This is a genomic window from Tessaracoccus aquimaris (genome assembly GCF_001997345.1).
Classification (GTDB): domain Bacteria; phylum Actinomycetota; class Actinomycetes; order Propionibacteriales; family Propionibacteriaceae; genus Arachnia; species Arachnia aquimaris.
This window is the reverse complement of the sequence record NZ_CP019606.1, coordinates 2,355,539-2,380,747: the sequence shown is the minus strand read 5'-3', so window position 1 is coordinate 2,380,747 and position 25,209 is coordinate 2,355,539. Positions and strand designations below refer to the sequence as shown.

General features: G+C 69.3%; 21 protein-coding genes, 1 tRNA gene and 2 pseudogenes. 18 read left to right on the top strand and 6 right to left on the bottom strand.

Annotation, left to right across the window (positions count from 1 at the left end; translation table 11 throughout):
- Positions 1-38 precede the first annotated feature (38 nt).
- Entirely contained in the window at positions 39-3,539 is a 3,501-nt protein-coding gene (mfd, locus tag BW730_RS11190; protein ID WP_077686304.1) for a transcription-repair coupling factor, read from the top strand.
- Positions 3,540-3,554: 15 nt separating this feature from the next.
- Here the strand turns inward: mfd and BW730_RS11185 are convergent, their stop codons facing one another.
- Positions 3,555-4,055 carry an SRPBCC domain-containing protein gene (locus BW730_RS11185; protein ID WP_077686303.1) on the bottom strand — a complete coding sequence of 167 codons (501 nt, stop codon included), beginning with the start codon at positions 4,053-4,055 and terminating at the stop codon, positions 3,555-3,557.
- Positions 4,056-4,204: 149 nt separating this feature from the next.
- On the opposite strand from BW730_RS11185, the gene BW730_RS11180 reads away from it, so the two are divergent.
- The 6 genes from BW730_RS11180 to BW730_RS11155 all read left to right on the top strand — a co-directional run bounded on the left by BW730_RS11180 (position 4,205) and on the right by BW730_RS11155 (position 9,079).
- Positions 4,205-4,717 carry a hypothetical protein gene (locus BW730_RS11180; RefSeq protein ID WP_077686302.1) on the top strand — a complete coding sequence of 171 codons (513 nt, stop codon included), beginning with the start codon at positions 4,205-4,207 and terminating at the stop codon, positions 4,715-4,717.
- A 29-nt stretch (positions 4,718-4,746) separates the two neighbouring features.
- Positions 4,747-5,343 carry a nucleoside triphosphate pyrophosphohydrolase gene (locus tag BW730_RS11175; RefSeq protein ID WP_077687634.1) on the top strand — a complete coding sequence of 199 codons (597 nt, stop codon included), beginning with the start codon at positions 4,747-4,749 and terminating at the stop codon, positions 5,341-5,343.
- A gap of 379 nt (positions 5,344-5,722) precedes the next feature.
- On the top strand, positions 5,723-7,003 hold the full coding sequence (eno, locus tag BW730_RS11170) for a phosphopyruvate hydratase (RefSeq protein WP_077686301.1): 1,281 nt from the start codon (positions 5,723-5,725) through the stop codon (positions 7,001-7,003).
- Between the two features lie 212 nt (positions 7,004-7,215).
- Positions 7,216-7,644 carry an FtsB family cell division protein gene (locus BW730_RS11165; RefSeq protein WP_077686300.1) on the top strand — a complete coding sequence of 143 codons (429 nt, stop codon included), beginning with the start codon at positions 7,216-7,218 and terminating at the stop codon, positions 7,642-7,644.
- A gap of 11 nt (positions 7,645-7,655) precedes the next feature.
- Positions 7,656-8,162, top strand: a complete 507-nt coding sequence (locus BW730_RS11160; protein ID WP_077686299.1) for a DUF501 domain-containing protein — start codon at positions 7,656-7,658, stop codon at positions 8,160-8,162.
- Complete coding sequence (locus tag BW730_RS11155; RefSeq protein ID WP_077686298.1) at positions 8,159-9,079, top strand: Ppx/GppA phosphatase family protein; 921 nt, start codon at positions 8,159-8,161, stop codon at positions 9,077-9,079. The genes BW730_RS11160 and BW730_RS11155 overlap by 4 nt, the downstream gene beginning before the upstream one ends.
- A gap of 175 nt (positions 9,080-9,254) precedes the next feature.
- On the opposite strand, the gene BW730_RS11150 is transcribed toward BW730_RS11155, so the two are convergent.
- Positions 9,255-11,366, bottom strand: a complete 2,112-nt coding sequence (locus BW730_RS11150; protein WP_145952823.1) for a choice-of-anchor G family protein — start codon at positions 11,364-11,366, stop codon at positions 9,255-9,257.
- 485 nt (positions 11,367-11,851) lie between these two features.
- Between BW730_RS11150 and BW730_RS19360 the strand changes: the two genes are divergently transcribed.
- The 9 genes and pseudogenes from BW730_RS19360 (at position 11,852) to BW730_RS19805 (ending at position 20,497) form a co-directional block, all read left to right on the top strand.
- Positions 11,852-13,201 (top strand): glucose PTS transporter subunit IIA, encoded by a 1,350-nt coding sequence (locus BW730_RS19360; protein WP_226996740.1) that lies wholly within the window; start codon positions 11,852-11,854, stop codon positions 13,199-13,201.
- On the top strand, positions 13,117-14,436 hold the full coding sequence (ptsP, locus tag BW730_RS19355; protein WP_226996739.1) for a phosphoenolpyruvate--protein phosphotransferase: 1,320 nt from the start codon (positions 13,117-13,119) through the stop codon (positions 14,434-14,436). The genes BW730_RS19360 and ptsP overlap by 85 nt, the downstream gene beginning before the upstream one ends.
- 11 nt (positions 14,437-14,447) lie before the next feature.
- Positions 14,448-16,216: pseudogene (locus tag BW730_RS11140) on the top strand (PTS transporter subunit EIIB).
- 157 nt (positions 16,217-16,373) lie between these two features.
- Positions 16,374-17,117 carry an SRPBCC domain-containing protein gene (locus BW730_RS11135; RefSeq protein WP_077686296.1) on the top strand — a complete coding sequence of 248 codons (744 nt, stop codon included), beginning with the start codon at positions 16,374-16,376 and terminating at the stop codon, positions 17,115-17,117.
- Positions 17,118-17,191: 74 nt separating this feature from the next.
- Complete coding sequence (locus BW730_RS18565; protein ID WP_158522617.1) at positions 17,192-17,356, top strand: hypothetical protein; 165 nt, start codon at positions 17,192-17,194, stop codon at positions 17,354-17,356.
- A gap of 95 nt (positions 17,357-17,451) precedes the next feature.
- Complete coding sequence (locus BW730_RS11130) at positions 17,452-18,162, top strand: potassium channel family protein (protein ID WP_077686295.1); 711 nt, start codon at positions 17,452-17,454, stop codon at positions 18,160-18,162.
- 77 nt (positions 18,163-18,239) lie between these two features.
- On the top strand, positions 18,240-18,842 hold the full coding sequence (locus BW730_RS11125) for a hypothetical protein (RefSeq protein ID WP_145952822.1): 603 nt from the start codon (positions 18,240-18,242) through the stop codon (positions 18,840-18,842).
- 49 nt (positions 18,843-18,891) lie between these two features.
- Entirely contained in the window at positions 18,892-19,602 is a 711-nt protein-coding gene (locus tag BW730_RS11120) for a response regulator transcription factor (protein WP_226996738.1), read from the top strand.
- Positions 19,599-20,497 (top strand): annotated as a pseudogene (locus BW730_RS19805) (sensor histidine kinase). The gene BW730_RS11120 and the pseudogene BW730_RS19805 overlap by 4 nt, the downstream one beginning before the upstream one ends.
- Before the next feature lie 362 nt (positions 20,498-20,859).
- Here the strand turns inward: BW730_RS19805 and BW730_RS11110 are convergent.
- Genes BW730_RS11110 through BW730_RS11100 form a run of 3 tightly spaced genes read right to left on the bottom strand, consistent with a single transcriptional unit; the run spans position 20,860 to position 22,915 of the window.
- Positions 20,860-22,380, bottom strand: a complete 1,521-nt coding sequence (locus tag BW730_RS11110) for a flotillin family protein (RefSeq protein WP_077686292.1) — start codon at positions 22,378-22,380, stop codon at positions 20,860-20,862.
- A gap of 23 nt (positions 22,381-22,403) precedes the next feature.
- Positions 22,404-22,667, bottom strand: coding sequence for a hypothetical protein (locus BW730_RS11105; protein WP_077686291.1), 264 nt, complete (start codon positions 22,665-22,667; stop codon positions 22,404-22,406).
- Positions 22,658-22,915: a hypothetical protein gene (locus BW730_RS11100; RefSeq protein ID WP_077686290.1), complete on the bottom strand. Its 258-nt coding sequence runs from the start codon at positions 22,913-22,915 to the stop codon at positions 22,658-22,660. The genes BW730_RS11105 and BW730_RS11100 overlap by 10 nt, the downstream gene beginning before the upstream one ends.
- Positions 22,916-23,021: 106 nt before the next feature.
- Between BW730_RS11100 and BW730_RS11095 the strand changes: the two genes are divergently transcribed.
- Both BW730_RS11095 and BW730_RS11090 read left to right on the top strand, forming a co-directional pair.
- A tRNA-Leu gene (locus BW730_RS11095) sits at positions 23,022-23,095 on the top strand.
- 19 nt (positions 23,096-23,114) lie between these two features.
- Positions 23,115-23,588 carry a DUF3060 domain-containing protein gene (locus BW730_RS11090; protein WP_077686289.1) on the top strand — a complete coding sequence of 158 codons (474 nt, stop codon included), beginning with the start codon at positions 23,115-23,117 and terminating at the stop codon, positions 23,586-23,588.
- Here the strand turns inward: BW730_RS11090 and BW730_RS11085 are convergent.
- Positions 23,585-25,102: an ATP-dependent DNA ligase gene (locus BW730_RS11085; RefSeq protein ID WP_077687632.1), complete on the bottom strand. Its 1,518-nt coding sequence runs from the start codon at positions 25,100-25,102 to the stop codon at positions 23,585-23,587. The two genes, BW730_RS11090 and BW730_RS11085, sit on opposite strands and share 4 nt — an antisense overlap.
- Positions 25,103-25,209: the final 107 nt, after the last annotated feature.

Genomic DNA, 25,209 nt, shown 5'->3' with positions numbered 1-25,209 from the left:
AAGCATTCACCCAACCCAACGCATCGGCAGGACGACTCGTGAAGTATCCAGGGCTCCTCTCACTGCTCGAGGCGGACCGCGGCTTTGCCGCGACGATCGCCGACTCGAGGAGGTCGGGCGTCACGACGCTCGACGTCACCGCCGTGCCCTCCTTCTTCCCCCTGCTCAGCTCCGCGATCGCCGAGGGGTCTGCCAACACGGTGCTCCTCGTCACGTCGACGTACCGGGAGGCCGAACAGTACGCGGCCGAACTCGGCGGGCTGCTCGGCGAGGACGACGTCGCCTACTTCCCGGCCTGGGAGACCCTGCCGCATGAGCGCCTCTCGCCGCGCGCCGACACCGTCGGACGACGCCTGGCGGTGTTGCGCCGACTCTCCGGCAAGGACGAACTCCCGCCTCCGCGCGTGGTGGTCGCGCCGATCCGTTCTGTGTTGCAGCCCCAGGTCAAGGGCCTCGCCGACATGGCGCCCGTCCGCATCGCGGTGGGGGAGACCTACGAACTGAGCCAACTCCTCGCCGATCTGGCCGACGCCGCCTACAACCGCGTCGACATGGTCGAACGGCGCGGCGAGTTCGCCGTGCGCGGCGGCATCGTCGACGTGTTTCCGCCAACAGCCGAGCACCCCGTCCGCGTCGACTTCTTCGGCGACGAGGTGGACGAGATCCGCTTCTTCACCGTCGCCGACCAGCGCTCGACAGGCGAGACGACGACCTCCATGGTCTGCCCTCCCTGCCGCGAACTCCTGCTCACGCCGCAGGTCCGATCCCGCGCCAAGCGACTCTCGCAAGAGCACCCAGAGCTGAGCGACATGCTCGCCCGGATTGCCGAGGGGCAGGCGGTCGAGGGCATGGAGGCGCTCACCCCGGCGCTGGTCGACGGCCTCGAACTGCTCGTCGACGTGCTGCCGAAGGGGTCGCTCGTGCTGGCGGCCTCCCCGGAGCTGATCCGGGCCCGCGCCGCGGAACTCGTGCAGACCAGCCAGGAGTTTCTCGAGGCGAGTTGGGCCGCCGCGGCCGGTGGGGGCACCTCTCCCATCGACCTCGGGGCATCTGCCTACTGGAGCCTCGGCGACGTGCGCCAGCACTCCCTCGACAAGGGCCACCGCTGGTGGTCGCTTTCACCGTTCGCGGCCCACGACGACGACGGCGAGGCGGAGCAGCCCAACTTCGACCCCGACTCGGTCCACTCCCGGATCCTCGACGTGGGGCCGTCCGAGACCTTCCGCGGCGACACCGAGGCCGCGACCCGCCACATCGCGGCGCGCATCGACGCCGGCTGGCACGTCATCCTCGTGGTCGAGGGCCGCGGCCTGGCGCAGCGCCTGATCGAACTGCTCGGAGAGGCTGGCCTCTCTGCGCACCTCGACGACCTGAGCGAGCCCCCGAAGCGCGGCCGGATCTCCATCGTGTTGTCCTCGCTCAGGCAGGGCTGGCGCGCCGACGAGCCGAAGGTCGAGGTCATCACCGCGGCCGAACTCACCGGCCAGCAGGCCCTCGACCGCTCCGAGCGCAAGCTCCCGTCGCGCCGCAAGGCCACCATCCAGCCGCTCGAGCTGAAGGCGGGCGACCCCGTCGTGCACGAACAGCACGGCGTCGGACGCTTCGTCGAACTGGTGCAGCGCGTCGTGCAAGGCGCCACCCGCGACTACCTCGTCATCGAGTACGCGCCCTCGAAGCGCGGCCAACCGGGCGACCGGCTGTTCGTGCCGATGGACCAACTCGACCAGCTCAGCCGCTACGTCGGCTCCGAGTCGCCGACGCTCGACAAGATGGGCGGCGCCGACTGGACCAAGCGCAAGGCGAAGGCCCGCAAGGCCGTCCGGGAGATCTCCGCCGAGCTGATCAAGCTCTACGCCGCCCGGCAGGCGACGAAGGGCTACGCCTTCAGCCCCGACACGCAGTGGCAGCGCGAACTCGAGGACGCGTTCAACTACGTCGAGACGCCCGACCAGTTGTCGGCCATCACCGAGGTCAAGGGCGACATGGAGCAGGTCGTCCCCATGGACCGCCTGATCTGCGGCGACGTCGGCTACGGCAAGACCGAGATCGCGGTGCGCGCCGCGTTCAAGGCGGTCCAGGACGGCAAGCAGGTCGCGGTGCTCGTGCCGACGACGCTCCTCGTCACACAGCACTACCAGACCTTCGCGTCCCGGTTCGCTGGCTTCCCCGTGCACCTGGCGCAGTTGTCCCGGTTCCAGAGCGATGCCGAGGCCAAGAAGGTCGTCGACGGCCTCGCCACGGGCAAGGTCGACGTCGTGATCGGCACCCATCGGTTGCTCAGCAACGGGATCCAGTACAAGGACCTCGGGTTGGTGATCATCGACGAGGAGCAGCGCTTCGGCGTCGACCACAAGGAGCGGCTCAAGTCGATGCGCGTCGACGTCGATGTGCTGTCGATGTCGGCGACCCCGATCCCGCGCACCCTGGAGATCGCCATCACCGGCATCCGGGAGATGAGCGTCATCGCGACCCCGCCGGAGGAGCGCCACCCGGTCCTCACGTTCGCGGGCCCGTACGACCAGGCGCAGGTCAAGGCCGCCATCCGCCGCGAGTTGGCCCGCGAGGGTCAGGTGTTCTTCCTGCACAACCGGGTCGGCACGATCGAGAAGACCGCCGCGACGCTGCGGGAACTGGTGCCTGAGGCGAGGGTCGTGACGGCGCACGGCCAGATGAGCGAGAAGCGGTTGGAGCAGGTGATGCTCGACTTCGGCGAGCGTCGCGCCGACGTGCTGGTGTGCACCACCATCGTCGAGGCTGGCCTCAACATCCAGACCGCCAACACGCTCATCATCGACCGCGCCGACCTGCTCGGCCTCTCCCAGTTGCACCAGTTGCGCGGCCGAGTGGGTCGATCCCGCGAGCGCGGCTACGCCTACTTCCTGTATCCGCCGGACAAGCCGCTGACGGAGGCCTCCCACGAGCGACTCGCGACGATGGCCGCCAACACCGACCTTGGCGCAGGCATGGCGATCGCGATGCGTGACCTTGAACTGCGCGGCGCGGGCAACCTGCTCGGCGAGGATCAGTCCGGCCACATCGAGGGCGTCGGCTTCGACATGTACCTGCGGATGGTCGGCGAGGCTGTTGCCAGCTACCGCGGCGTCGACACCGAGACCGAGCCGACGATGCGGGTCGAGATCCCCGTCGACGCGCATCTGCCCGAGGACTACATCGCCTCCGAGCGGCTGCGGTTGGAGATGTACAAGCAGATCGCCGAGATCCGCAACGACGCCGACATCGAGGCGGTCCGCGGCGAACTCGTCGACCGCTACGGCGAACTGCCCGACCCTGTCGAGGCGCTCCTCGGGGTCGCGCACCTGCGCAACCTGGCCCGCGAGAAGGGGATCCAGGAGATCGTGCCGCAGGGCAAGGTCGTCCGGTTCTCGCCCATGACGCTGCCCGAGTCGAAGCAGGTGCGACTGCAGCGCCTGTACCCCGGCGCGACCGTCAAGTCGGCCCTCGACCAGATCCTGGTCCCGAAGCCCGACGGCGACTACCTCACCTGGGCGAGAACCTTCCTCACGCAGATGTACGCCTGAGCAAGAAGGCTCGCGTCAGAAGGTCATGGCCTCGCCGAGGTCGCGGTAGTACCGCTGCTGGGCGGGGAAGTAGTCGCGCTCGAAGTTGACCTCGGCGAGGTCGCCTCCGGTCTCGACGGCGACCAGTCGATCCAGGTAGTACTCCCAGCCTGGCCCGATCGACGAGACGTCGTCGCCCTCGTCGAAGTCCTGTACGAGCGTCAGCGTCGTGACGCCGTCGGTCTCGGCCAGTTCGAGGGCGAGGCGCCACTGGAACACGGGGTGCAGGGTCGTCACCCGCAGCAGGTCGGGGGAGCGACACTCGTCGATCCGCAGCGGCGAACCCTCGGTGTCGCCCTCGCTGGTGACCGCCAGGGTCACCTCCCCGCTCGCCGGGTCGCCGGTCCAGGTGCCGTACCAGCGCTGCAGTAGGGCGGGGTCGGTCACGGCCGCCCAGATCCGCTCGATGGGCGCGTCGAAGGCGCGGCTGATGGCGATGTGTGAACCGTCGCGTAGCTCTCCGGTGGCCTCGGGCATCCTGGTCCCCTTCCGTTGTTTCGCTCATCTTCACAGGAATCCGACGCGGCCGGTGGGCGTTCCGCCGTCTCTGGTCGGCGCCCGCGCATGCGGTAGTCTGGCGGACGCGCGCCCGCCGCGTTCGAACCCTGCCGCATGAAGGACCGAAGATGAAGCTGATCCGCGTCGCTACCGCCGTCGCCGCCGTCGCCCTGCTCGGGGCGTGCAGCCCCACGTCCGGGACCGCCGCCGTCGTCGACGGACGCGTGCTGACCACTACCGAGGTCGAGAACACCGTTGCCGGCTGCGCCAGCGCGATCGGGGTCGACAAGTCGCAGGTGAATCGCAGCGTCATCGCTCAGTCGCTCGTCCTCGGGCGTGCTCTCGCCCCGCTCATCGACGGGTTCGACCAGATGCCCGACGATCAGATCCTCCAGGTCGGTCAGGGCATCGGTATCGACACGACACCGCTTCTCGCCAACGCCGACTGCAACGAGTTCGGCCGCGCCGCCGTGCTGACCAACTCTCTCCTGCAGAGCCTCGGCGCGCAGGGCGTCGCCCAGGCGCTCGCCGACACCGACATCACCGTCAACCCGCAGTACGGGCGCTTCGACCCCGCACAGGCGACCCTCTTCACCTCGACCGGCTCCCTGTCGGTGCCCGCCGCCGCGACCTTGAAGTGACCTCCGAGCTGGAGCGGCTGCGGCAGGTCATGGTCGACCTGCGTGACCGGTGCCCGTGGGACGCCGAGCAGACGCACCGCTCCCTGCTCAACCACCTCCTCGAGGAGACAGCTGAGGTCGTCGACGCCGTCGAGACCGGAACCGACGACGACCTCCGCGAGGAACTCGGCGACCTGCTCCTGCAGGTCTACTTCCACGCGCGCATCGCGGAGCAGGAGGGCCGCTTCGGCCTCGACGACGTCGCCCGCGGCATCTCCGACAAGCTGATCCGCAGGCATCCGCACGTCTTCGCCGACGAGGACGTGCCCGACGACATGTGGCAGTCCTGGGAGGAGCGCAAGCGCGCCGAGAAGGGCCGCTCGTCCGCACTGGACGGCATCGCGGAGTCGCTCAACGTGCTGCCGAGGATCCAGAAGGTCGTCTCGAGGGCACGGTCCCACCAGGTCGACCTCGACCTCCCCGACGAGCCGATCGACGAGGCGACGCTTGGAGACGAACTGGTCGCGCTGATCGCCCGCGCCCAGTCGGGAGGGATCGACGCCGACGCCGCCGCCCGCGCGGCGCTCCGCCGCCTGGAGGCCACCGTCCGCGTGGTCGAGGGCACGGACGGCCACCCGGCCGACTGATCGACCACCGGCCGTCCCGCCTACTTGTCCCGTTTGCCGGACGAGCGGCCCTGCTGGCTGAGCGTCCCGGGAGCGCGGCGACCGGGCGTCGACACGTCCAGCACCCGCCGAGCCGACCCGGGGCATCACGGGCGAGGAGGAGCCTGCCGAGCCCAGAAGAGGGTCCTTGGCCAGCCCATCGCGCCCCTCGTCAGCCCCTGGTACGACCGTCACCGCGGGCCTGTCGACGTCCCCGCCGGTCGCGGCCCGCGGCGGTCCGACCGAGCCTGCCGCCAGCCGGCCTCCGAACGCTCAGATCGGATAGACCCCAAGGGGCGCATCTCGGTGCGGTAACGGTAGGCTGACCAGTGAAAGAGACGACTCTTTGAAAGGGAGCTACATGGCATCCATCGAATTCATCCAGGCTCGCGAGATTCTTGATTCCCGCGGCAACCCGACCGTCGAGGTCGAGGTGGAGCTTGACTCGGGCGCCAGCGGTCGCGCTGCCGTCCCCTCGGGTGCCTCGACCGGCGCCTTCGAGGCGGTCGAACTCCGCGATGGCGACAAGTCCCGCTACGGCGGCAAGGGCGTCCTGACTGCCGTCAAGAACGTCACCGAGGTCATCGGTGAGGAGATCCTGGGCCTCGAGGCCGACGAGCAGCGCCTCGTCGACATGGCCATGATCGAGCTCGACGGTACCGACAACAAGGCGAAGCTCGGCGCCAACGCCATCCTCGGCGTCTCGCTCGCCGTCGCCCACGCCGCTGCCGAAGAGGCAGGCCTGCCGCTGTACAAGTACGTCGGCGGCCCGAACGCGCACATCCTGCCCGTTCCCATGATGAACATCCTCAACGGTGGCTCCCACGCCGACTCCAATGTCGACGTCCAGGAGTTCATGATCGCTCCGATCGGCGCCGAGTCGTTCGCCGAGGCCCTGGAAATGGGTGCGAGCGTCTATCACGAGCTGAAGAAGGTCCTCAAGGCCCGTCAGCTCTCCACCGGCCTGGGTGACGAGGGCGGCTTCGCCCCCAACCTGGACAGCAACCGTGAGGCCCTTGACCTCATCATCACCGCCATCACCGACGCCGGCTACAAGCCCGGCGAGGAGATTGCGCTTGCGATGGACGTCGCCGCCTCCGAGTTCTTCGAGGACGGCCAGTACAACTTCGAGGGCGAGAAGAAGACCTCGGAGCAGATGGTCGACTACTACGAGGAGCTGGTGAAGTTCTACCCGCTGGTCTCCATCGAGGATCCGCTGAACGAGGAAGACTGGGACGGCTGGAAGCTGATGACCGAGCGCCTCGGCGACAAGGTCCAGATCGTCGGCGACGACCTGTTCGTCACCAACGTCACCCGCCTGCAGAAGGGCATCGACACCGACACCGCCAACGCGCTGCTGGTGAAGGTGAACCAGATCGGTTCGCTGACCGAGACCATCGACGCCGTCGACCTCGCTCACCGCAACGGTTTCCGCACCATGATGTCGCACCGCTCGGGCGAGACCGAGGACACCACGATCGCCGACCTCGCGGTCGCGCTCGGCTGCGGCCAGATCAAGTCGGGCGCCCCCGCGCGCACCGACCGTGTCGCGAAGTACAACCAGCTGCTTCGCATCGAGGACGACCTGGACGAGGCGGCCGTTTACGCCGGCCGTTCGGCGTTCCCGCGTTTCAAGGGCTGAGAAAGTTGGGGCTTGAGGAATACTTGACGGGTGCCTCAAACCCCTCGTAACACTCCGGCAACCAGTGGTCCGGGCCGCGGAACCCCGCGGACCCGGACCACTGCGCGTCCGGGGGAGCGTACGAGCCGGCCGCGCGTGCAGCCCCTCGAGCCACGCGACGTCTCCGAGGCGCTGTCCGATGCGCCGATGCCCGCCCCCGCGCGCAGCGGGCGATGACCGCCACCTGGCGGCTGGCAGTGCTGGTCGTCGTGATCGCGGGCATCTCGCTTGTGCTCGCCAACTCGCTGCGGGTCTACTTCACCCAGGCGCAGGAACTAGGCCAGGAACGCGCGAAGATCGCGGCCGAGCGGGACCGGATCGCCGACCTTGAGGACAAGCTGCAGCGCTGGAACGACGACGAGTACGTCAAGTCCATCGCGAGGGTGCGGCTGGGCTGGGTGATGCCCGGCGAGGTCGGCTACCACGTCATCGGCGCCGACGGGAAGCCACTCGAGGGCGCCACCATGAACGATCAGGACCAGGCGCCGGGGACCTGGTACGAGAAGATGTGGGGCTCGGTCCAACTGGCAGACACGCCGGGGGAGGACACCGGCGGCTCGACCGCGCCGAACCCGCAGCCCTCGCCCAGCCCGACCCCTTAGCTAGGAAGAACGTGACCCAGATCACCGACCACGACCTCGCCATCGTCGAGGCGCAACTCGGACGCGAACCGCGCGGCGTCGTCGAGGTCTCCTGGCGTTGTCCGTGTGGCAAGCCTGGAGTCGTGAAGACGCTGCCGAGGCTGCCAAACGGGACACCATTCCCGACCACCTACTACCTCACGAACCCGCGCCTTGTCTCGGCCGTGTCGACGCTCGAGGCCTCCGGGCTGATGAGCGAGATGAGCGAGAGGCTCGCCGAGGACAACGAGTTGGCCGCCCGTTACCGCGCAGCCCACGAGGCCTACCTCGCCGACCGCGAGGCGCTCGGCCACGTCGAGGAGATCGACGGCATCAGCGCGGGCGGCATGCCCATGCGGGTCAAGTGCCTCCACGTGCTCGTCGGCCACGCGCTGGCTGCGGGCCGCGGGGTCAACCCGTTCGGCGACGAGGCCCTCGACCTGATCGGCGACGATTGGCACGACGCGTGCGTCGCAGACACGGCAGAGGACACACTGTGAGCCGCACCGTCGCCGCCGTCGACTGCGGCACCAACTCCGTGCGTCTCCTGGTGCTCGAGCGCCACGGCGACGGCGAGGTGGAGGAACTTACCCGCCAGACCCGGCTCGCTCGGCTCGGCCAGGGGGTCGATGCCACGGGCGAGTTCCACCCTGAGGCCCTCGAGCGCACCTTCGCGGTGCTCGACGAGTACGCCGACCTGATCGCCGAGCACGGGGTCGACGACGTCCGCTTCGTCGCAACGTCCGCTGCCAGGGACGTCAGCAACCGCGACGTCTTCGAGTCGGGGGTGCGGGACCGGCTCGGCGTGGGCGTCGACGTCATCTCGGGAGACGAGGAGGCGCGACTGTCCTCCGCAGGCGTGCTGAGTGGGGTCACCTCGCCGCGCCCCACACTGATCTTCGACATCGGCGGAGGGTCGACCGAACTGGTGGTGGTCGGGTCGGACGAGCGCATCGTCTCGGCCATCAGCCTCGACATCGGCGCCGTCCGCATCAAGGAACGCTTCCTGCCGACCGAGCCGCCGACGCCCGCGGAGACATCGGCCGCCCGGGCGTTCGTCAACGCGCAACTCGACGCATCGGGAACCGACTTCGCGGCGGTCGCCTCCAGCATCGGGGTGGCGGGGACGGTCACCAGCGTCGCGGCCGATCACCTGAACCTCGCGACCTACTCCCGAGACGCGGTGCACGGCACCATCCTGACGTTGGCGGCCATCGACGAGGCGAACCTCCGATGGCTGGAGCAGACGACGGAGCAGATCGCCGCCAACCCCCTGCTACCCCCGCTGAGGGCCGCTGTGATCGGGGCCGGCTCGATGATCCTCGCCGAGATCGTGCGGAGGCTTCCTGCCCGCAAGATCATCGTCAGCGAGTCCGACATCCTCGACGGCATCGCGCAGGAACTCCTCGCTCGCTGAACAGTGTGGAACGGGCCCGGTCAACGTGACCGGGCCCGCTCGTTTGATTATCCGTCACGGCTCTTTGGGGGGATCGATCCGTGACGGTTCACCCACCACGTCGACAGACCTCGCCGACGGCAGGCTTGCCGGGCGGGGCGACCCTCGCATCACCGAAGAGCCGCCCCGACCGGGGTCAGTGGATGCGCCTCGAACGGCGCAGGGCGAATCCGACGGCCGCCGCCAGCAGCGCGATGGCCGCCACGGGGGCTGCCCCGTCGGCGCCCGTCGAGGGCACTCCCGGGCGCACGCCCCCGCCCGGCTTCTGCGTGGGCGTGCCGCTGGCGCCGCTTGAGGGGCCGGTGCCCGGGCTCGGGCTTCCCGATGGGTGAGTCGTCGGGCTGGCGGTCTGAGACGGTGTGGCGCTGGCGCTGGCCGACGCGGTCGGGCTGCCCGACGCACTCGGAGTTGCGGTCGGCGACGGGGTCACCACAGGCTCATACGTGAAGTCGCCCGGGGCGGAGTCTTCCCCTGGGAGCACGACGATGACCTCGCGGGGCCCGACGACGCCCGGAGGCGTCACCGCCGTGACGGTGGTGTCGTTGACGACCACCACGTCGGTGGCAGGCTTCCCGTCGATCGTGACGCCCGTCGCGCCGGTGAACCCGACCCCGGTGATCGTGATCGCGGTTCCGCCCGTCTCAGGGCCGTGGTCGGGGTCGATCCCCGTGATCACCGCGGGCGCGACCCGAACCGTCGAGGCCGCCAGAGGAAGCACGACCGCTCCCATCTCGGGCAGCAACGTCACCTGCAGCGCCCGGACCGTGAAGGCCCCGTTGGACGCGGTGCTCTGGGAGTTCACCGTCACCTCGACGATCCGGCTCAGGAGTGGGGTCAGGACCGGCGAGAGTGCATCGAGGGTCCCGACGACGGCGGTGGTCAAGGGCTGGAAGAGTTGCGCGTCAGGCGACAGGAGCCCCGCCGCGATCGGGCTGATCGCGGGAAGGACCGTGGCCCTGACAGGGGCGAGGATCAGATCCAGGAGCCCAGCCAGGGCGATCGGTGCGCCGGCGACCCTGACCTCGCCTGTGGCGGTGAGCAGCGGGGCCGGTCCATCCCCGGCGAAGCCCGCCAGCGTGCCCGCCGCCTTGATCTGCAGGGCGCCCGAGATCAGGAAGCCGGAGAGAGCCGGAGTGTAGGTCACCTCGAGTTGAGTGGCGCCCAGCCGGGTGACCAGGGACGAGACCGTCTCGGTGACGGCGTCGTCGAGCACCTCTGAGACCGAGTCGAGGATGGTGCCGATCTGGGCGGTCGTCAGCAGTTGCGTGTTCGCCGGCAGATCGTTGAGCCCACCAGCAAGGGTGGCGAGGTCAACCGAGATGGTGCCGTCGGCGAGGTCGACGACCACCCCGTTGCTACCGACGAGAGGACTGCCGAGGAGGTCGTCGAAGATGCCGGACAGGTCCGCGGTCAAGCTCACCTGCGGTGACCCGAAGTCGAGCGAGGCGAGCCCGAGGTTCACCGGGGCGATGTCGAGCGCCGCGAGCGCCTGAGAGAGGGCGCCGCCCGGTCCGAAGGTGGCGTTGACGGCGGTCTCGATCGACTCGCCCGCCTCACGCAGTTCGTCGCCCAGTGCCGCGACGGCAGGGCTGTGGAGCTTGAGGACAGCACCCGCGAGCAGGTAGTCGCTGGTCGGGGCAGAGCCCGTCTGCGCGTGCGCGGATGAGGCAAGCGCCCCCAGTTCCAGCGCCAGGCGGTCGACGAGGTGGTCGGTCAGGCCGTCAACCCCCAGTTGGTCGGTCAACCCGGTCAGGTCGAGTCGTGCCACGCCGCCGTCGCCTGCTCCGGCGGCGAGGTCGATGGCACCTGCATCGGTCAGCGCGCCGCTGGCGGCGGTCGCGGTGGCGGCGTTCGGTGCGTATGCGTAGCCCTTGAGCAGGCCTGCTGCCGCGCCGTCACCGAGGTAGAGAAGTCCTTCGTTGTCGCCGTCGGAGATGAGCGGCACGCTCAAGGCGGGAAGGTTGAGTGCCACGGCCCGGTCGAGCAGCGCCGCGTCGATGGTGGCGCGCCGCTCGGCCGGGTCGCTGGGTGTCCCCGACTCGACGGTGATGAGGTCCGCGAGGTCGATGGACAGCAGGTCCGCCTCCAGGAGAGCGGCCCTGGCCTCCGAACGGTCGGAGGGTGCGGCGTCGGCGGTGGGGATGAAGAAGGTGGAGACGGCCAGTGCACTGGCGACGACCAGCACGGCCGGGCGGTTCCGGCGCGCACGAAGGCGCGCCGAACCAGGGCTCGTTAGGGATGAAGGCATCAGAGGCTCCTCGATGGGGCGGGTGTAAATCGGTTTGTCGATCAACTGGCCGTCACCCCCACGTCAGGGAGAGTGTGATGCTGCGGCTCTGAGCGAGAGCTTAAACAGCGGTTTCTCGGCACTGCAACACGAGCGCTGCGCCCGAGACGGGTGCGACCTCACCCCTGCGGTGAATACTGCAGAGAACGCAAATTTCATAGCCGAAAGGATGAGGCCACTTGGGCAGCGGTTGCGTCCGTCTGCCCTTGCGGCGCGCACAATGGGACCGGTCACGACGCCGTGCGGGGGCTGCCGGCGCCGGGATCGGACGGCATCCATACACCGCATGTGCGGAGTCCCACTCGTCTATGGCGACGCGGGATCGACTTTTGTGCACTTTTCTCGGCATATCCCGCGTTTCGGCAAAGCTTGCTGACTAGGCTCCGGACTACACCGCGCAGCGTTGCCGGGGGTTCGCAGCCTGCGCCCGACGGGAAGACTGGCACATGAGCGAGCCGCAGACCATCACCCGAACCGAGATCATGGCGCCGCTGACCGGCGTGATGCTTGCCCTTGACCAGGTTCCAGACCCCGTCTTCGCCAAGAAGATGGTCGGTGACGGATTCTCGGTCGACCCGCTGAGCAACGTGCTCGTCGCCCCCGTCGCGGGCGAGGTCATCGACCTGCAGCCCTCACATCACGCGATCACCCTTCGCACCATGGACGGGTTGGAGATCCTGATGCACATCGGCCTCGACACCGTCTCACTGCTCGGCGAGGGATTCACTCCGCGGGTCAAGGAGGGGGCGACCGTAGCCGTCGGCGACCCCCTCATCGAGTTCGACATGGACGCCGTCGCCCGCGCCGCGAAGTCGCTGCTCACCCAGGTCGTGATCACCAACATGGAGCGCGTCGCTGGCATCGAAGCGGCCACCGGCCTCGTCATCGCGGGCAGCGACATCGCGGCGAGCGTCGAACTGAGGGAGGACGACGACGTCAAGGACACCGGAGGCACCGCGACGACTGCGACCTCGGAGGCGCTGATCATCCCGAACCCGACGGGCCTGCACGCCCGCCCGACGGCCACCTTGGTCAACCTCGCCAAGCGGTACCGCTCGGACATCAGGCTGCGGCGAGGCGACGACAGCGCGAACGCCAAGTCGATCGTGTCGATCATGGGCCTGGCCGTCGGGAGGGGAGAGAAGGTCGTCGTCACCGCGCACGGCCCCGACTCCGATGCCGCCGTGGCGGCGATCGCCACCGCCATCAAGGAGGGCCTCGGCGAGGAGGTGCCGCCCGGCGCGGGAACCGAGGACACGGCGCCCATGCCCGCGATCGTCCCAGAGCCGCTGCCCGAGCCGGAGCCAGCCAAGGGCCCGCGCTCCGGCGACCCGAACCTGCTGCTCGGCGTCTCCGCCTCGCCGGGGCTCGGCGTCGGAACGGTGGTGCAGTTGCGCCACGACGACATCGAGGTCGCCGAGACGGGGGACGACCACCACACGGAGCGCCGCAAGTTGAACGCGGCGATCGACCGGGCGCTGCTCGACCTGTCGGCCCTGCAGCAGAAACTGGAGCGCGACGCCTCACCGGACAAGGCCGCGATCTTCGCCGCCCACCGCGAGATCCTGCAGGACCCCGAACTGCTCGACATCGCCGTCAGCGCCATCGACAAGGGCAAGAGCGCCCCGTTCGCGTGGCGCGCCGCCTACAACTCCTTCGCCGAGCAACTCGCGGGCTCTCGAACGAGGTGCTGGCGGGAAGGGCCAACGACGTGCGCGACGTGGGCCAGCGCGTCCTGGAGGAACTCACCGGGCAGCGGGGCGAGCGGAGGGCGCTTCCCGACCAGGCGATCCTGATCGCCGAGGAACTCACCCCGTCCGACACCGCCCAACTCGACCGAACCAAGGTCGTCGGGTTCGCCACCACAGGCGGCGGCGCCTCCTCGCACGTGGCGATCATCGCCCGCTCGCTCGACATCCCCGCGGTCGCCGGAATCGAGACGGCGGCCCTCGACGTGCCCGACGGTAGCCGCGTCGTCCTCGACGGCACGGCGGGATCGCTGCAACTCAACCTCACAGAGGACCAGATCGGGGCGATCCTCGGCAGGCAGCGCAGGCTGGCGGAACGGAAGGCACGCGAGGACGCGCGCAAGCATGAGCCCGCCGTCACCGCCGACGGTCACCGGGTCAAGGTCGTCGCCAACATCGGGGGTGTCGAGGACGCCGTCCAGGCGGCTGGCATGGGCGCGGAGGGCGTCGGCCTGCTGCGCTCCGAGTTCGTCTTCATGGGACGCTCCACCGCACCCACCGAGGCGGACCAGGCTGAGGTCTACGCCGACTGCGCCAAGGCGCTGCGCCGGGGCGATCCGCTCGTGATCCGGACCCTCGACGTAGGCGGCGACAAGCCGCTGGCCTACCTGCCGATCCCGGCCGAGGAGAACCCGTTCCTCGGCATCCGCGGCGTCCGCGTCGGGTTGGAGAAGCCGGAGGTGCTGCGCACCCAGTTGCGCTCGATCCTCGCCGCCGCCGGGCACGGCGCCGAACTGTTCGTGATGTTCCCCATGATCGCCACCATCGCCGACTGGCGGGCCGCGAAACAGATCTTCGACGACGTCGTCGCGGCCCATCCACCAGCGCGACCCGTCTCTCTCGGGATCATGATGGAGGTGCCGTCGGTGGCCGTGATGGCCAAGCAGTTCGCCGCCGAGGAGGGCTGCGACTTCTTCAGCGTCGGCACCAACGACCTGACCAGTTACACGCTCGCCATGGACCGCGGCCACCCCAAGCTCGCCTCGCAGGTCGACCCGTGCAACCCGGCCGTCCTCAGCCTGATCGGTGACGCGGCGGAGGCGCTCCACGCTCGCGGCAAGTGGCTCGGTGTCTGCGGCGGCGTGGCGTCCGACCCGCAGGCCGTGCCGATCCTTGTCGGCCTCGGCGTCGACGAGTTGAGTTGCTCCATCCCGGCGATCCCCTCCGTGAAGGCCGCAGTCCGGTCCGTGTCGCTTGAGGACTGCCGGCGACTGGCCGCGAAGGCCGTCACCTGTTCAACACCGGAGGAAGTCCGGTCCCTCGTCCCGACCATCGATGAGTGAAGGAAGCGACCATGAGCACCGCTGAAGAGATCGTCGAGGCGGTCGGAGGACCCGACAACATCGTCTCGCTCACCCACTGCGCCACCCGCCTACGGTTCCAACTGGCCGACGCGTCCGGCGTCGACACCCCGAAGGTCGAGTCCATCAAGGGCGTGATGGGCGCCGTTCCCCAGGCGGGCGACCGCTACCAGGTGATCATGGGCGGCGCCGTCCAGAACACCTACCAGGCCATCAATGACCTGCCCTCGATGCAGGACAAGCGCCAACTGAGCGACGCGGAGGTCAAGGCCGCCGCGCGATCCGGGGGAGTGCGCGGCAGGTTCGCCTGGATCGACTCGTTCTTCGAGTTCCTCTCCGACTCGTTCCGTCCGATCCTCGGGCCCTGTTGGGTGCCTCGCTGTTCATCACGTTCATGTCGCTGATGTCGACGCTCGGCGTCATCGGCAACTGGGCCGACCCTCGCGTCGAACTGCCCCCGTCCTGGCAGTTCGTCAACCTGCTGTGGCAGTCGGTGTTCGTCTTCCTGCCCCTGATGGTCGCCTACAACGCGAGCAAGAAGGTCGGCGCGGACCCATGGGTCGGCTTCGCCATCATGGCGCTCGTGATGCTGCCCGGGTTCACAGGGCTCGGCGCGTCCGAGGCCGCATACTCGGCCACCATCGCGGGCAGTGACGTGACGCTGATCGACGTCTTCGGGATCCCGCTGACGATCTTCAGTTACAACTCGCAGGTCTTCCCGCCGCTCCTTATGGCCGCCCTGCTTGGGCCGCTGTACAAGCTGCTGAAGAAGATCATCCCCGACAACCTGCAACTGATCTTCGTGCCCTTCCTGGCGATGCTGATCATGCTGCCGCTGACGGCCTTCCTGATCGGCCCGCTCGGGGTGTTCATCGGAGCCTGGGTCGCAGGCGGCCTCGGCGCGATCAACGGGTTCAGCCCCTTCATCTTCGCGATCATCATTCCGCTCGCTTACCCGTTCATGGTGCCGCTCGGCCTGCATTGGCCGCTGAACGCCGTGATGCTGCTCAACATCCAGACGCTCGGCTTCGACTTCATCCAGGGCCCGATGGGGGCCTGGAACTTCGCCTGCTTCGGCGCCACGGCCGGAGTGCTGTACCTTGCCTGGCGGGACCGCGACGTGCAGATGCGCCAGACCGCGACCGGAGCGCTCGCGGCGGGCCTGCTCGGCGGCATCTCCGAGCCGTCCCTGTACGGCATCCACCTGAGATACAAGAAGATCTACCCGCGGATGCTGCTCGGCTGTCTGGTCGGCGGACTGATCCTCGGCTTCGGAGGCAGCGTCACGACGCAGGCGTTCGTGTTCACGTCGCTGTTGACCATCCCCGCCTTCTCCAACATTCCGCTTTACGCCATTGCGATCGGGGCGGCATTCCTGACGTCGATGCTGATGGTGATCATCTTCGACTACCGCACCCCTGAGCAGAAGGCGGCCGCCCGCCGTCAGGGCGCCGAGGACGAGGCTGCGGCCGCCGAGCCGCGGGTGATCGTGGTCGGCGACGTCGAGTCGAACCAGGCGAAGCAGTGGGTGGCCGCGCTGGGCGGCGAGGAGAACATCCTCAGCGTGGAACCGATCGCCGAGACTCGAGTCCGGGTCGAGGTTCGCGACGACGCACTGGTCGACGCCGACGCGCTCAGACGGGCGGGGCTTTCGGGCGCTGTGCAGGTCTCCCCAGGGGTATGGCACCTTGTCGCGGGGCTGGAGGCGGGCCAGTACGCGGAGGGGATGCGTCGGAGGCTGTCGTCGCTGGCCGCCACCTGACGGGGTGGGTCCGTCCCGGCGTGACACCAATGGGTGTGGCGCAAGGGAGGGCGCGTGCGCCATCGTGCGCGAGGGGCGCGCTGGGCGTACCCGAGCGCGCCCCAGGGGGACGCGCCGATCGTGTCCGCCCGTGAACCATCAAGCGAGGAGCGTCCATATGCCCACCCTTTCCGCCGTACGCCGTCAGATCCTCGTCGGTGGGGACCCCGCCGACGCCTACCGGCTCTGGATCGATGACATCGGAGCGTGGTGGCCCGTTGAGGGGTTCAGCTGCTTCGGGGCGGGGGCGAGCGTCGCCTTCGTCGGCGACCACATTGTGGAGACCGCGCCCGACGGCAGGAAGACCAGGTGGGCTGAGGTGATCTCGACCCAGCACGGGTCGCGCCTGGAGCTGAGTTGGCATCCCGGACGTGAGGCCTCCGAGTCGACGCGTGTCGTGGTGACCTTCGTCGGCGTGCCACAGGCCGGGACGTTGATCACGCTCGAACACGATGGCTGGCAGGGCTGGCCGAACCCCACGGGCGCCCGGGCCGACTACCGGGCCGGCTGGCGCAAGGTGATGTGCAGGCTGGCCGACTACGCGGGATCGCCCGGCGGTGCCGACGACGTCTGGCTGGTGTTGCAGCACCAGGCCGGTCCTGCCGCCCCGCCCGGCGGGGTCATGACGTCGCCCGACTTCGCACTGCACGGCCGGTTCCTGAGGGAACTCGGGCGACGTGGGGTGCTCGTCGCCGCGGGGCCCCTGGTAGACCGGCCCGGCTCCGGGATGGCCGTCGTGCACACCCCGGACGCCGCCACCGCCGTCGAGGTCGTGAACATGGCCCAGGACGAGGACGGCAGCGTCGTCAACGAGTTGCTCGTCCTTCTCGCCCGCCCGTGGAAGGTGATCATGTCGAGCTGACCCCCGGCCATGCGAACCCCGCCCGCCTCGGGAGGCCCACGGGTAGTCTCGGGGCAGGCGGAAAGGGGCACGCGATGACATCCGAGATTGAGTTCGACGAGACCGACCGCGCCGCGCAGGAGGCTTCGGCCGACCCTGCCGACGACCAGGTCGCGCCCGAAGGAGGGCCCGACCTGGTCGACGAGGCCGATTGGATCGACCAGCGCACCGACGCACCCCAGGACGACCCGGAGGAGTAGATCGCCCTGGCGTCGGGTCCGTCCCCCGATCATGTCGAGGGGGGCCGAACTCGAACGGTTTGCTGTTTGCTGCTGACGGTGTCCCATAATCAGGCATGTTTGGCGCGCGGCTTGAACGCTGGGACAAGATGCTGGAGTGGCCCTTGATAGTGGCCACGTGCCTCTTTCTGGTGGCTTATGCGACGGAGATCGTGTGGAGGCCCGGGATCGGCACCGCCACCGTGTTGTGGGGCACCTGGGCACTGTTCCTGGTGGACTACATCGTGCGACTCTCGCTGGCCGAGAACCGTTGGCGCTGGTTCCGAGCGCACCTGCTGGACCTCGCCGTTGTCGCCCTGCCGATGCTGCGCCCCCTTCGCCTGATGCGGTTCCTCACCATCGTTGCGCTGATCCAGCGAAATGCTGGCTCGCGTCTCCGGGGCCAGGTCGTCGCCTACACCATCGGGGCAACGATCCTGATCCTTCTGCTGGCTGCGCTGGCTGTCCTCGACGCCGAGAAGGGAGGCAGCGGCAATATCCAGTCATTCGGCGAGGCGCTCTGGTGGTCCTTCGTGACGATGACGACCGTCGGGTACGGCGATTACGCCCCCGTCACTGGAACAGGCCGGGCCGTGGCAGCTGGACTCATGGTTGGCGGGGTCGGGCTGATCGGCGTGGTCACTGCCACGCTCGCATCGTGGATCGTCGAGCGCGTCTCGCTCGAAAGCACCTCCGCGTCGTCCGCCTCCGAGGAACGGATCGAGGACCTGAGGCGGGAAGTGCGTGAGCTGAAGAACCTTGTTCAAGGGCTGGCGCAAGAACGGTGAACGATGTCGCGGATCTGCGACATGGTTGCGACAGCGCCGACACCTACGTGAGCCTCGCCGTTTCTAGGGTTGTCCCTATGAACCGCATCACACGTATCGCCTTGTCAGTGGCCGCCTGCTCGACCCTGTTGGTAGGGACCGGCTGCAGCCTCACCACCGCGGACGGCCCGGCCGAGGCGTCGCAGGCGCCCTCCTCACCGGCGGAGACGCAGGCCGCGACCAAGGCGCCGACCCCGGCGCAGCCGTCCGAGGAGCCGACGGAGGAGGCCTCTGACGAGCCGACCGACGCCCCCTCTGACGAGCCGACCGACGAGTCGGAGTCCCCCGCGCCGACCACCGCCGAGCTCAGCGAGGACCTCGACCGGGCGACCCTGCTCGCCGCCGTCGAGACCGAGGACAACTGCGCCTCCGGCAAGGTCCTCGTCGACCGCACCGGCGTCGTGGTGGCCGTGACGGCCGACTGCGACGAGGTCGAGATCACCGGGAACGGCTCCATCGTGGTGGGCCAGGGGATCGGGAAGCTCACCGTCGCTGGCACCGGGTCGGCGGTGCTCGCCACCACCATCGACGCCGTCAGCATCACCAAGGACGGCAACGGGTCGGTCGTGAACTGGGAATCTGGATCTCCGACGGTCGCCGACGCGTCCATCGGCTCCGTCGCGGTGGCTGCGGGGGCATGAGCCCCGGGCTTTCTAGGATCTGACCCATGTCCGCTGCCTCGGCGTCTCGATGATGTCCTCCTCGATCCTCCTGGTCGACGACGAGGAGGCGATCACCACGACCCTTGCGCCGTACCTGGAGCGCTCCGGGTTCAGGGTCGAGTGCGCCCCGGACGGCGAGGCCGCGCTGGAGGCCCTCGCAGTGCGAGGCGTCGACATCATCGTCAGCGACGTGCTGATGCCACGCAGGGACGGCCGCTCGCTGGTGCGCGAACTGCGCTCCAGGCAGGACTGGACGCCGGTCATCCTCCTCACCCAGGTCGACGGGTCGTTCGAGAAGTCGGCGGCGCTCGACGAGGGCGCCGACGACTACCTGGCGAAGCCGTTCGATCCTCCGGAGTTGATCGCGAGGATCCGTGCCGTCCTGCGGCGCACCACGCCGGGGGAGCGCACCCTCGCCTCCGCGAAGCGTCTCGTGGCCGACGGTGTCGAGTTCGACCGGACGGCCCGGCGAGTGTTCGTCGCGGGTCGGGAGGTCGTCCTCACGCCGAGGGCGAGCCTGCTTCTCGAGTACTTCATGAGCCATCCCGACGAGTTGCACACCCGCGAGCGACTGCTGGAGACGCTGTGGGGCTATGAGTTCGCCGTGTCGTCGCGCGCCGTCGATCACCGGGTCGCGGAGTTGCGCCGCGTGCTGGGCGACGATGCGGGCCAGCCTCGCCTCATCGAGACGGTCCCGGGCGGCGGATACCGGTTCATCTCCCCGGTGCGCGGCGGATGAGGCGCGCCTGGTGGGTCGCGCTTGCCCCGGTCGTCGTCGCAGGGATCATCGCGGCTGGGCTGCTGGTGGCCGGCGCCGACACCTGGCTGATCCTCTCGACACGGCTCTCGCTGACCATCGCGCTCGCCGGGGTGGTCGGGTCCGGTGCCTGGCTCGGGGCGCGCGCACTGCGGTCACGCGCCACGCGCCGCGAGGCCGCGGTCGAGGCGCGGGTGCGCGACCAGGAGAGCCAGGCCAGGCACCGCTTCATGCGCCGCCTCGACCACGAGTTGAAGAACCCCGTCACCGCGATCCGCACCGCGCTCGCCGCGCAGCCCACGCCGGGGCCCGCGATGGGTGTGGTGTCGGCCCAGGCGCGACGGCTCAGCACGCTGGTGGGGGACCTGGCGAAGTTGGTCGACCTGGACACCCGCGCACTGGAGCGCGAACCGGTCGACCTGCGCGACGTCGTCGACGAGGCCATCGAGGTGCTCCCGCCGTCGGACCGGCGCATCTCGGTGGAGTTCCCTCAGGTGCCGTGGCCGGTGCCCCCGGTGATCGGCGACCGCGACCTGCTGTCGGTGGCGGTGTTCAACCTGCTGAGCAACGCCGTCAAGTATTCGGAGCCGGGCGCGCGGATCGAGGTGCGGGCCACCGAAGGCGGCGGCGTCGTCCACTTGGACATCAACGACACCGGCTGGGGCATCCCTCCTGCGGCCGTCGGCCAGATGTGGGAGGAACTGGCTCGGGGCAGCACCCGCGCCCCGTCGAAGGGTCCGGCCTCGGACTGTCGATCGTCCGGACGATCCTCGCGCGCCACGGCGGCACCGCCCAGATCACCTCGGAGCCGGGGGTCGGCACCCGGATCTCGCTCCGCCTCCCGGCCGCCCCCGTCGCCCGGCGCGACCCCCGCTGACCCGCCCCGCGCCTCCCGCGTGACGCTCGGTGCACGTCTGGCGTTGAGCATGTTTGGTAACTCGTTGTCGTCCAAGCGCTATTTGCACGATCCAAACGCAAACGAGCAGCCAAACATGCTCAAATCCCACCCGACCCGAGCGTGACAAACCCGCCGACCCCCCAGCGGGGTTCGGCGCGTCCGGTGTCTCGGTGCACGTCATGCGTTGAGCATGTTTGGTAACTCGTTGTCGTCCGGGCCACGTTTTCACGATCCAAACGCAAACGAGCAACCAAACATGCTCAAGCCCCAACCCACCCCGAACATGACGAACGCGCCGACCCCCAGCGGGGATCGGCGCGTCCGGTTGCTTCAGCGACGCGTCACTCGGCGACGTCGCCCTTGACGATGTCGGCGCGGGCTGGCTCGTCCTTCTTGGTGAAGCGGTCGAGGATGCTGGTCAGGTCGTAGCCAGTGGTGTCCTTGACCATCTGCATCGTCTGCATCACGTTGTCGGTGACCTGGCGAGGCAGCGTCGACGCGCCGTCGGTGGAGATCACCGTCAGCTTGTCGATGTTGCCCATCGGCGCTGCGACCTTCTCGGCCATCTCGGGCAGCACCTCGATGAGCATCTGCAGCACGGCGGCGTCGTTGTAGTGCTGGAACGCCTCGGCACGCTTGTCCATCGCCTCGGCCTCGGCCTGGCCGACCGCGAGCACCGCGGCCGCCTTGGCCTCGCCCTCGGCGCGGACCGCCTCGGCCTCCGCGATACGACGTGCCTTCTCGGCCTCGCCTCGACGGGCACCCTCGATGGCCTCGGCCTCCGCGAGCGCCGAACGACGCGACTTCTCACCGACACCGCTCAGGCGAGCCTTCTCGGCCTCGGCCTCGGCGTTGGCGATCGACGCTGCCTTGTCGGCATCGGCACCGAAGATGGCCGCGTTGCGCTTGGCCTCTGCCTCGGTCTCCACGCGGTACCGCTCGGCGTCTGCCGGGCGGCGGACCTCGGTGTCGAGCTGGCGCTCCTTCAGGGCCGCCTGCGCGACGGCGACCTTCTCCTGCTCCTGCAGAATGGCCTGGTCACGGTCGGCCTGCGCGAGAGGGCCGGACGCGGCCGCGGTCGCGCGGGCGGCGTCGGTCTCGGACTGGATCTCGGCCTGCTTCAGCACCAGTTCGCGCTGCGCGATGGCGATCTGCTGCTCGGCGGCGATCTGGGCCTGCTCCGCCTCGCGGCGGGCCTCGGCCTCGGCGACGGCGGCCATCCGGCCCAGCTTCGCCGACTCGGGGCGACCAAGGTCGCTCAGGTAGGTGCCGTCATCGGTGATGTCCTGGATCTGGAAGGTGTCGAGCACCAGACCCTGACCGGTCAGCGACGACTCCGACTCGTCCGTGACGCGCTGCGCGAACGCGGCGCGGTCGCGGATGATCTGCTCGACCGTCAGCGAACCGACGATCGAACGCAGCGAACCGGCGAGGGTCTCCTGCGTGAATGGCTCGATCTCGTCCTGCTGCGACAGGAAGCGCTGCGCGGCGGCGCGGATCGAGTCCTCGTTGCCGCCGACCTTGACGATGGCGACGCCGTCGACGTTGAGCTTGATGCCCTGGCCGGAGACGGCGTTACGGATGGTGACCATGATGCGGCGCGACGACAGGTCGAGCACGTGCAGGCGCTGGATGAACGGGACGACGAACACGCCGCCGCCCATCACGACCTTCTGGCCGCTGAGGTCGGTCGACACGAGCCCGGTCTCCGGGTTGCGGACCTCCTTGCCCTTACGGCCGGTGATGATGAACGCCTCGCTCGGCTTGGCGACCTTGTAGCGGCTCGCGATCAGGAGCCCCACGAGGACGACGAGCACGACCAGGCCGATGATGGCGGTCGCGATGGGGTTGAGTTCGGGCATAGCTGCCTTTCTTGGGTTACGGGTCAGGCGTTGAGTTCAGGGGTGGTCGGGGTGACCTCGACGGCGGTGGGTGACAGGATCGAGGAGACCCACACCTCCTGCCCGGCGTCGACGGGGAGCGCCGACTTGGCGCTCAGCTTGCGGACGTGTCCTCCGGCGGAAATCCGGATCTCTCCGTAGCCGCCCTCCGGGATCGCAGTGATGACCAGGCCCGCGTGGCCGATCATCGAGTCGGACCTGAAGCTTGCCTCGTTCTCGCCGGACTTCAGGGCCTTGGTCAGTGACACGGCCCCCAAGCGGCGATGGCGCCGATCACGACGCCGACGATCACGGCCACCAGTGTGCTGTCGATCAGGGCAAGGCCGAGCGCTCCGCCGAAACCGAAGGCGCCGACGAAGGCCGCCAGGCTGGAGAAGGAGAACAGGTCACCGCCGAGGACATCGAGATGGAAAAGGCCGTCGAGGACGTCGCCGATGATCAGTGCCAGGAGAACTAATGCGACGCCTACGCCTCCGATGATGAGAAACGCGGTCACGATGGTGGCCCCCTTTGTCGAGTCTCAAGCCTACCGGCCGGGAGGGCCAGCGGTAGGCCGGGCGTGGAGATCGCGAAGGCGTCGGCCGGTAGTCTTGGCCTCCGCAGCCCTCGTGGCCCAACTGGCAGAGGCAGGCGGCTTAAACCCGCCCAAGTACGGGTTCGAATCCCGTCGGGGGCACTGTCGATAAGGTGGGCACATGAGGACGATGCTGGGCGTGGCCGTTGTCGCCGCGCTGTTCGGCAGCGGATGTTCGTCGGTGTTCCTCGAGGACCCCGTCTACCCCGATGCCACCATGACGGCCGAGACGCGGACGCCCGGCACCGTCGCAGACCCGCTGCCGTCGGGTTCGGCCCTCGATCGCGCCGAGATCGCGGCGGCCAGCGACCAGGTCCTGGACTGCTCCTCGGGCTCCGTGGTCATCGAGTACCCGGGGGCGTTCAGCATCAAGGGGTCTTGCGCCTCCGTCACCATCGCCGGCGACTCGACAGTGCTCACCGCCGACCACATCGACCAGTTGCGGATCTCCGGCTACGGCCACATCGTGCTGGTCGACACCATCGACGACATCGCGCTCGACGACACCGTCTCGGGCACCGTCGTGCAATGGGAACATGGCGACCCGAAGGTCGACGACAAGTCGGCCGAGTCGCGACTCTTCCGCGCCCGCTAAGTCAGGAACGCGCGGACGGCGTCGATCGTGTCGGCCTCTGCGGCGGGCTTGTCGTCGCGGTACCTGACGACGCGGGCGAACCTCAGCGCGACGCCCCCTGGATATCGCGTGGAACGCTGCACCCCGTCGAAGGCGATCTCGACGACCTGCTCCGGACGCAGCGCGACGACCCAGCCGTCGTCGGAGGTCTCCAACTCGCGGAACCTCCCTGTCTGCCACCGCAGCATCTCGTCCGTCATCCCCTTGAAGGTCTTGCCGAGCAGCACGAAACCACCGGTACCGGGGTCGCGCGCACCCAGGTGGATGTTCGACAGCATGCCCGCCCGACGGCCGCTGCCGCGTTCGACGGCGAGCACCACCAGGTCGAGCGTGTGGACGGGCTTGACCTTCACCCACCCCGAGCCGCGTCGCCCCGCCGCATACGGCGAGGAGAGGTTCTTGACGACGACGCCCTCATGGCCTGCCTCCAGCGCGCGGCGCGCGAACTCCTCGGCGACACCGGGGTCGTCGGTCACCGTCCTGGCGACGCGCAGCGCGGGCGGCACGACGCGTTCAAGCGCGGCGAAGCGGACCTCTGCCGGCTCGTCCAGCAGGACGTCGTCGTCGATCTGGAGCGCGTCGAAGAAGAAGGCGGCCACCGCCTCGCCAGCGTCGGAGGCGGTGCGCGCCGCGGTCTCCTGGAAGGCGCGCGGGCGGGCGTCCGGGCCGATCAGCATCGCCTCGCCGTCCAGCACGCACCGCTCGACGGGCAGCGCCAACACCGCCTCGACGACCTCCGGGAGCCGTTCGGTGACGTCCTGGAGCGTGCGGGTTGCGAGCCAGACCCGGTCCCCGTCGCGGTGCGCCTGCAGCCGGATGCCGTCCAGTTTCACGTCGACGGACACCGGGGCCCCGCTCGGGTCCGCCTTCGCCATCGCCGTCGCGATGTCCTTCTCCGACGCGGCGAGCATCGGCTGCACGGGGCGGCCGACGCTGAGCCCGACTGCACGCAGCGCCTCGGTCCCGCCGATCAGTGCAAGGGCGACGGCCTCGGCCGCGGAGCCGGCCAGCATCGCGGCCCTCCTTACCTCGGCGACCTCCACCGACGCGGCGCGCGCCGCAGCATCGATCAACAGCGACTCGGATGCACCCTGCCGCAGGTTGCCCGTCACGACGGCGACCAGCCACTCCTGTTCCGCGGCGGTGGCGGCGCCGAATAGCGCGTCGAGTTCCCGCGTCCGCTTGTCCACCGAGCCAGGGCCGGTGAGCGCCGCGAGCCGTTCGAATGCGGCGTCCACCTCCGCGACCGTCAGCGTCGCGTCGTCGGCGGGGGCGCGGTGCGTTCGAAGCGAGCCCCACGCGACGCCGGTGCGCCGCTGCCGCAGGGTGCCCGCCAGGTAATGCGCGACGACGTCCAGGTCCTCCGGCGCCGTGTCCGCGAGCAGGGCGGCGACGATGCTGGTCTTGGCGTCGCGGGAGCGGGTCGCGGCCACCGCGGCGGAGGCGTCCACCACGGAACGAAGCGTTGTCGGCATGTGCCAAGTCTCACGCCGCAGCCGGGCGGCCGCTGGCTTCACGCGCAGTCCACCATCCGGAATGCGGAAACTGCCCTTGTCCGCGGCGGTGCGCAGGCGTAGATTCG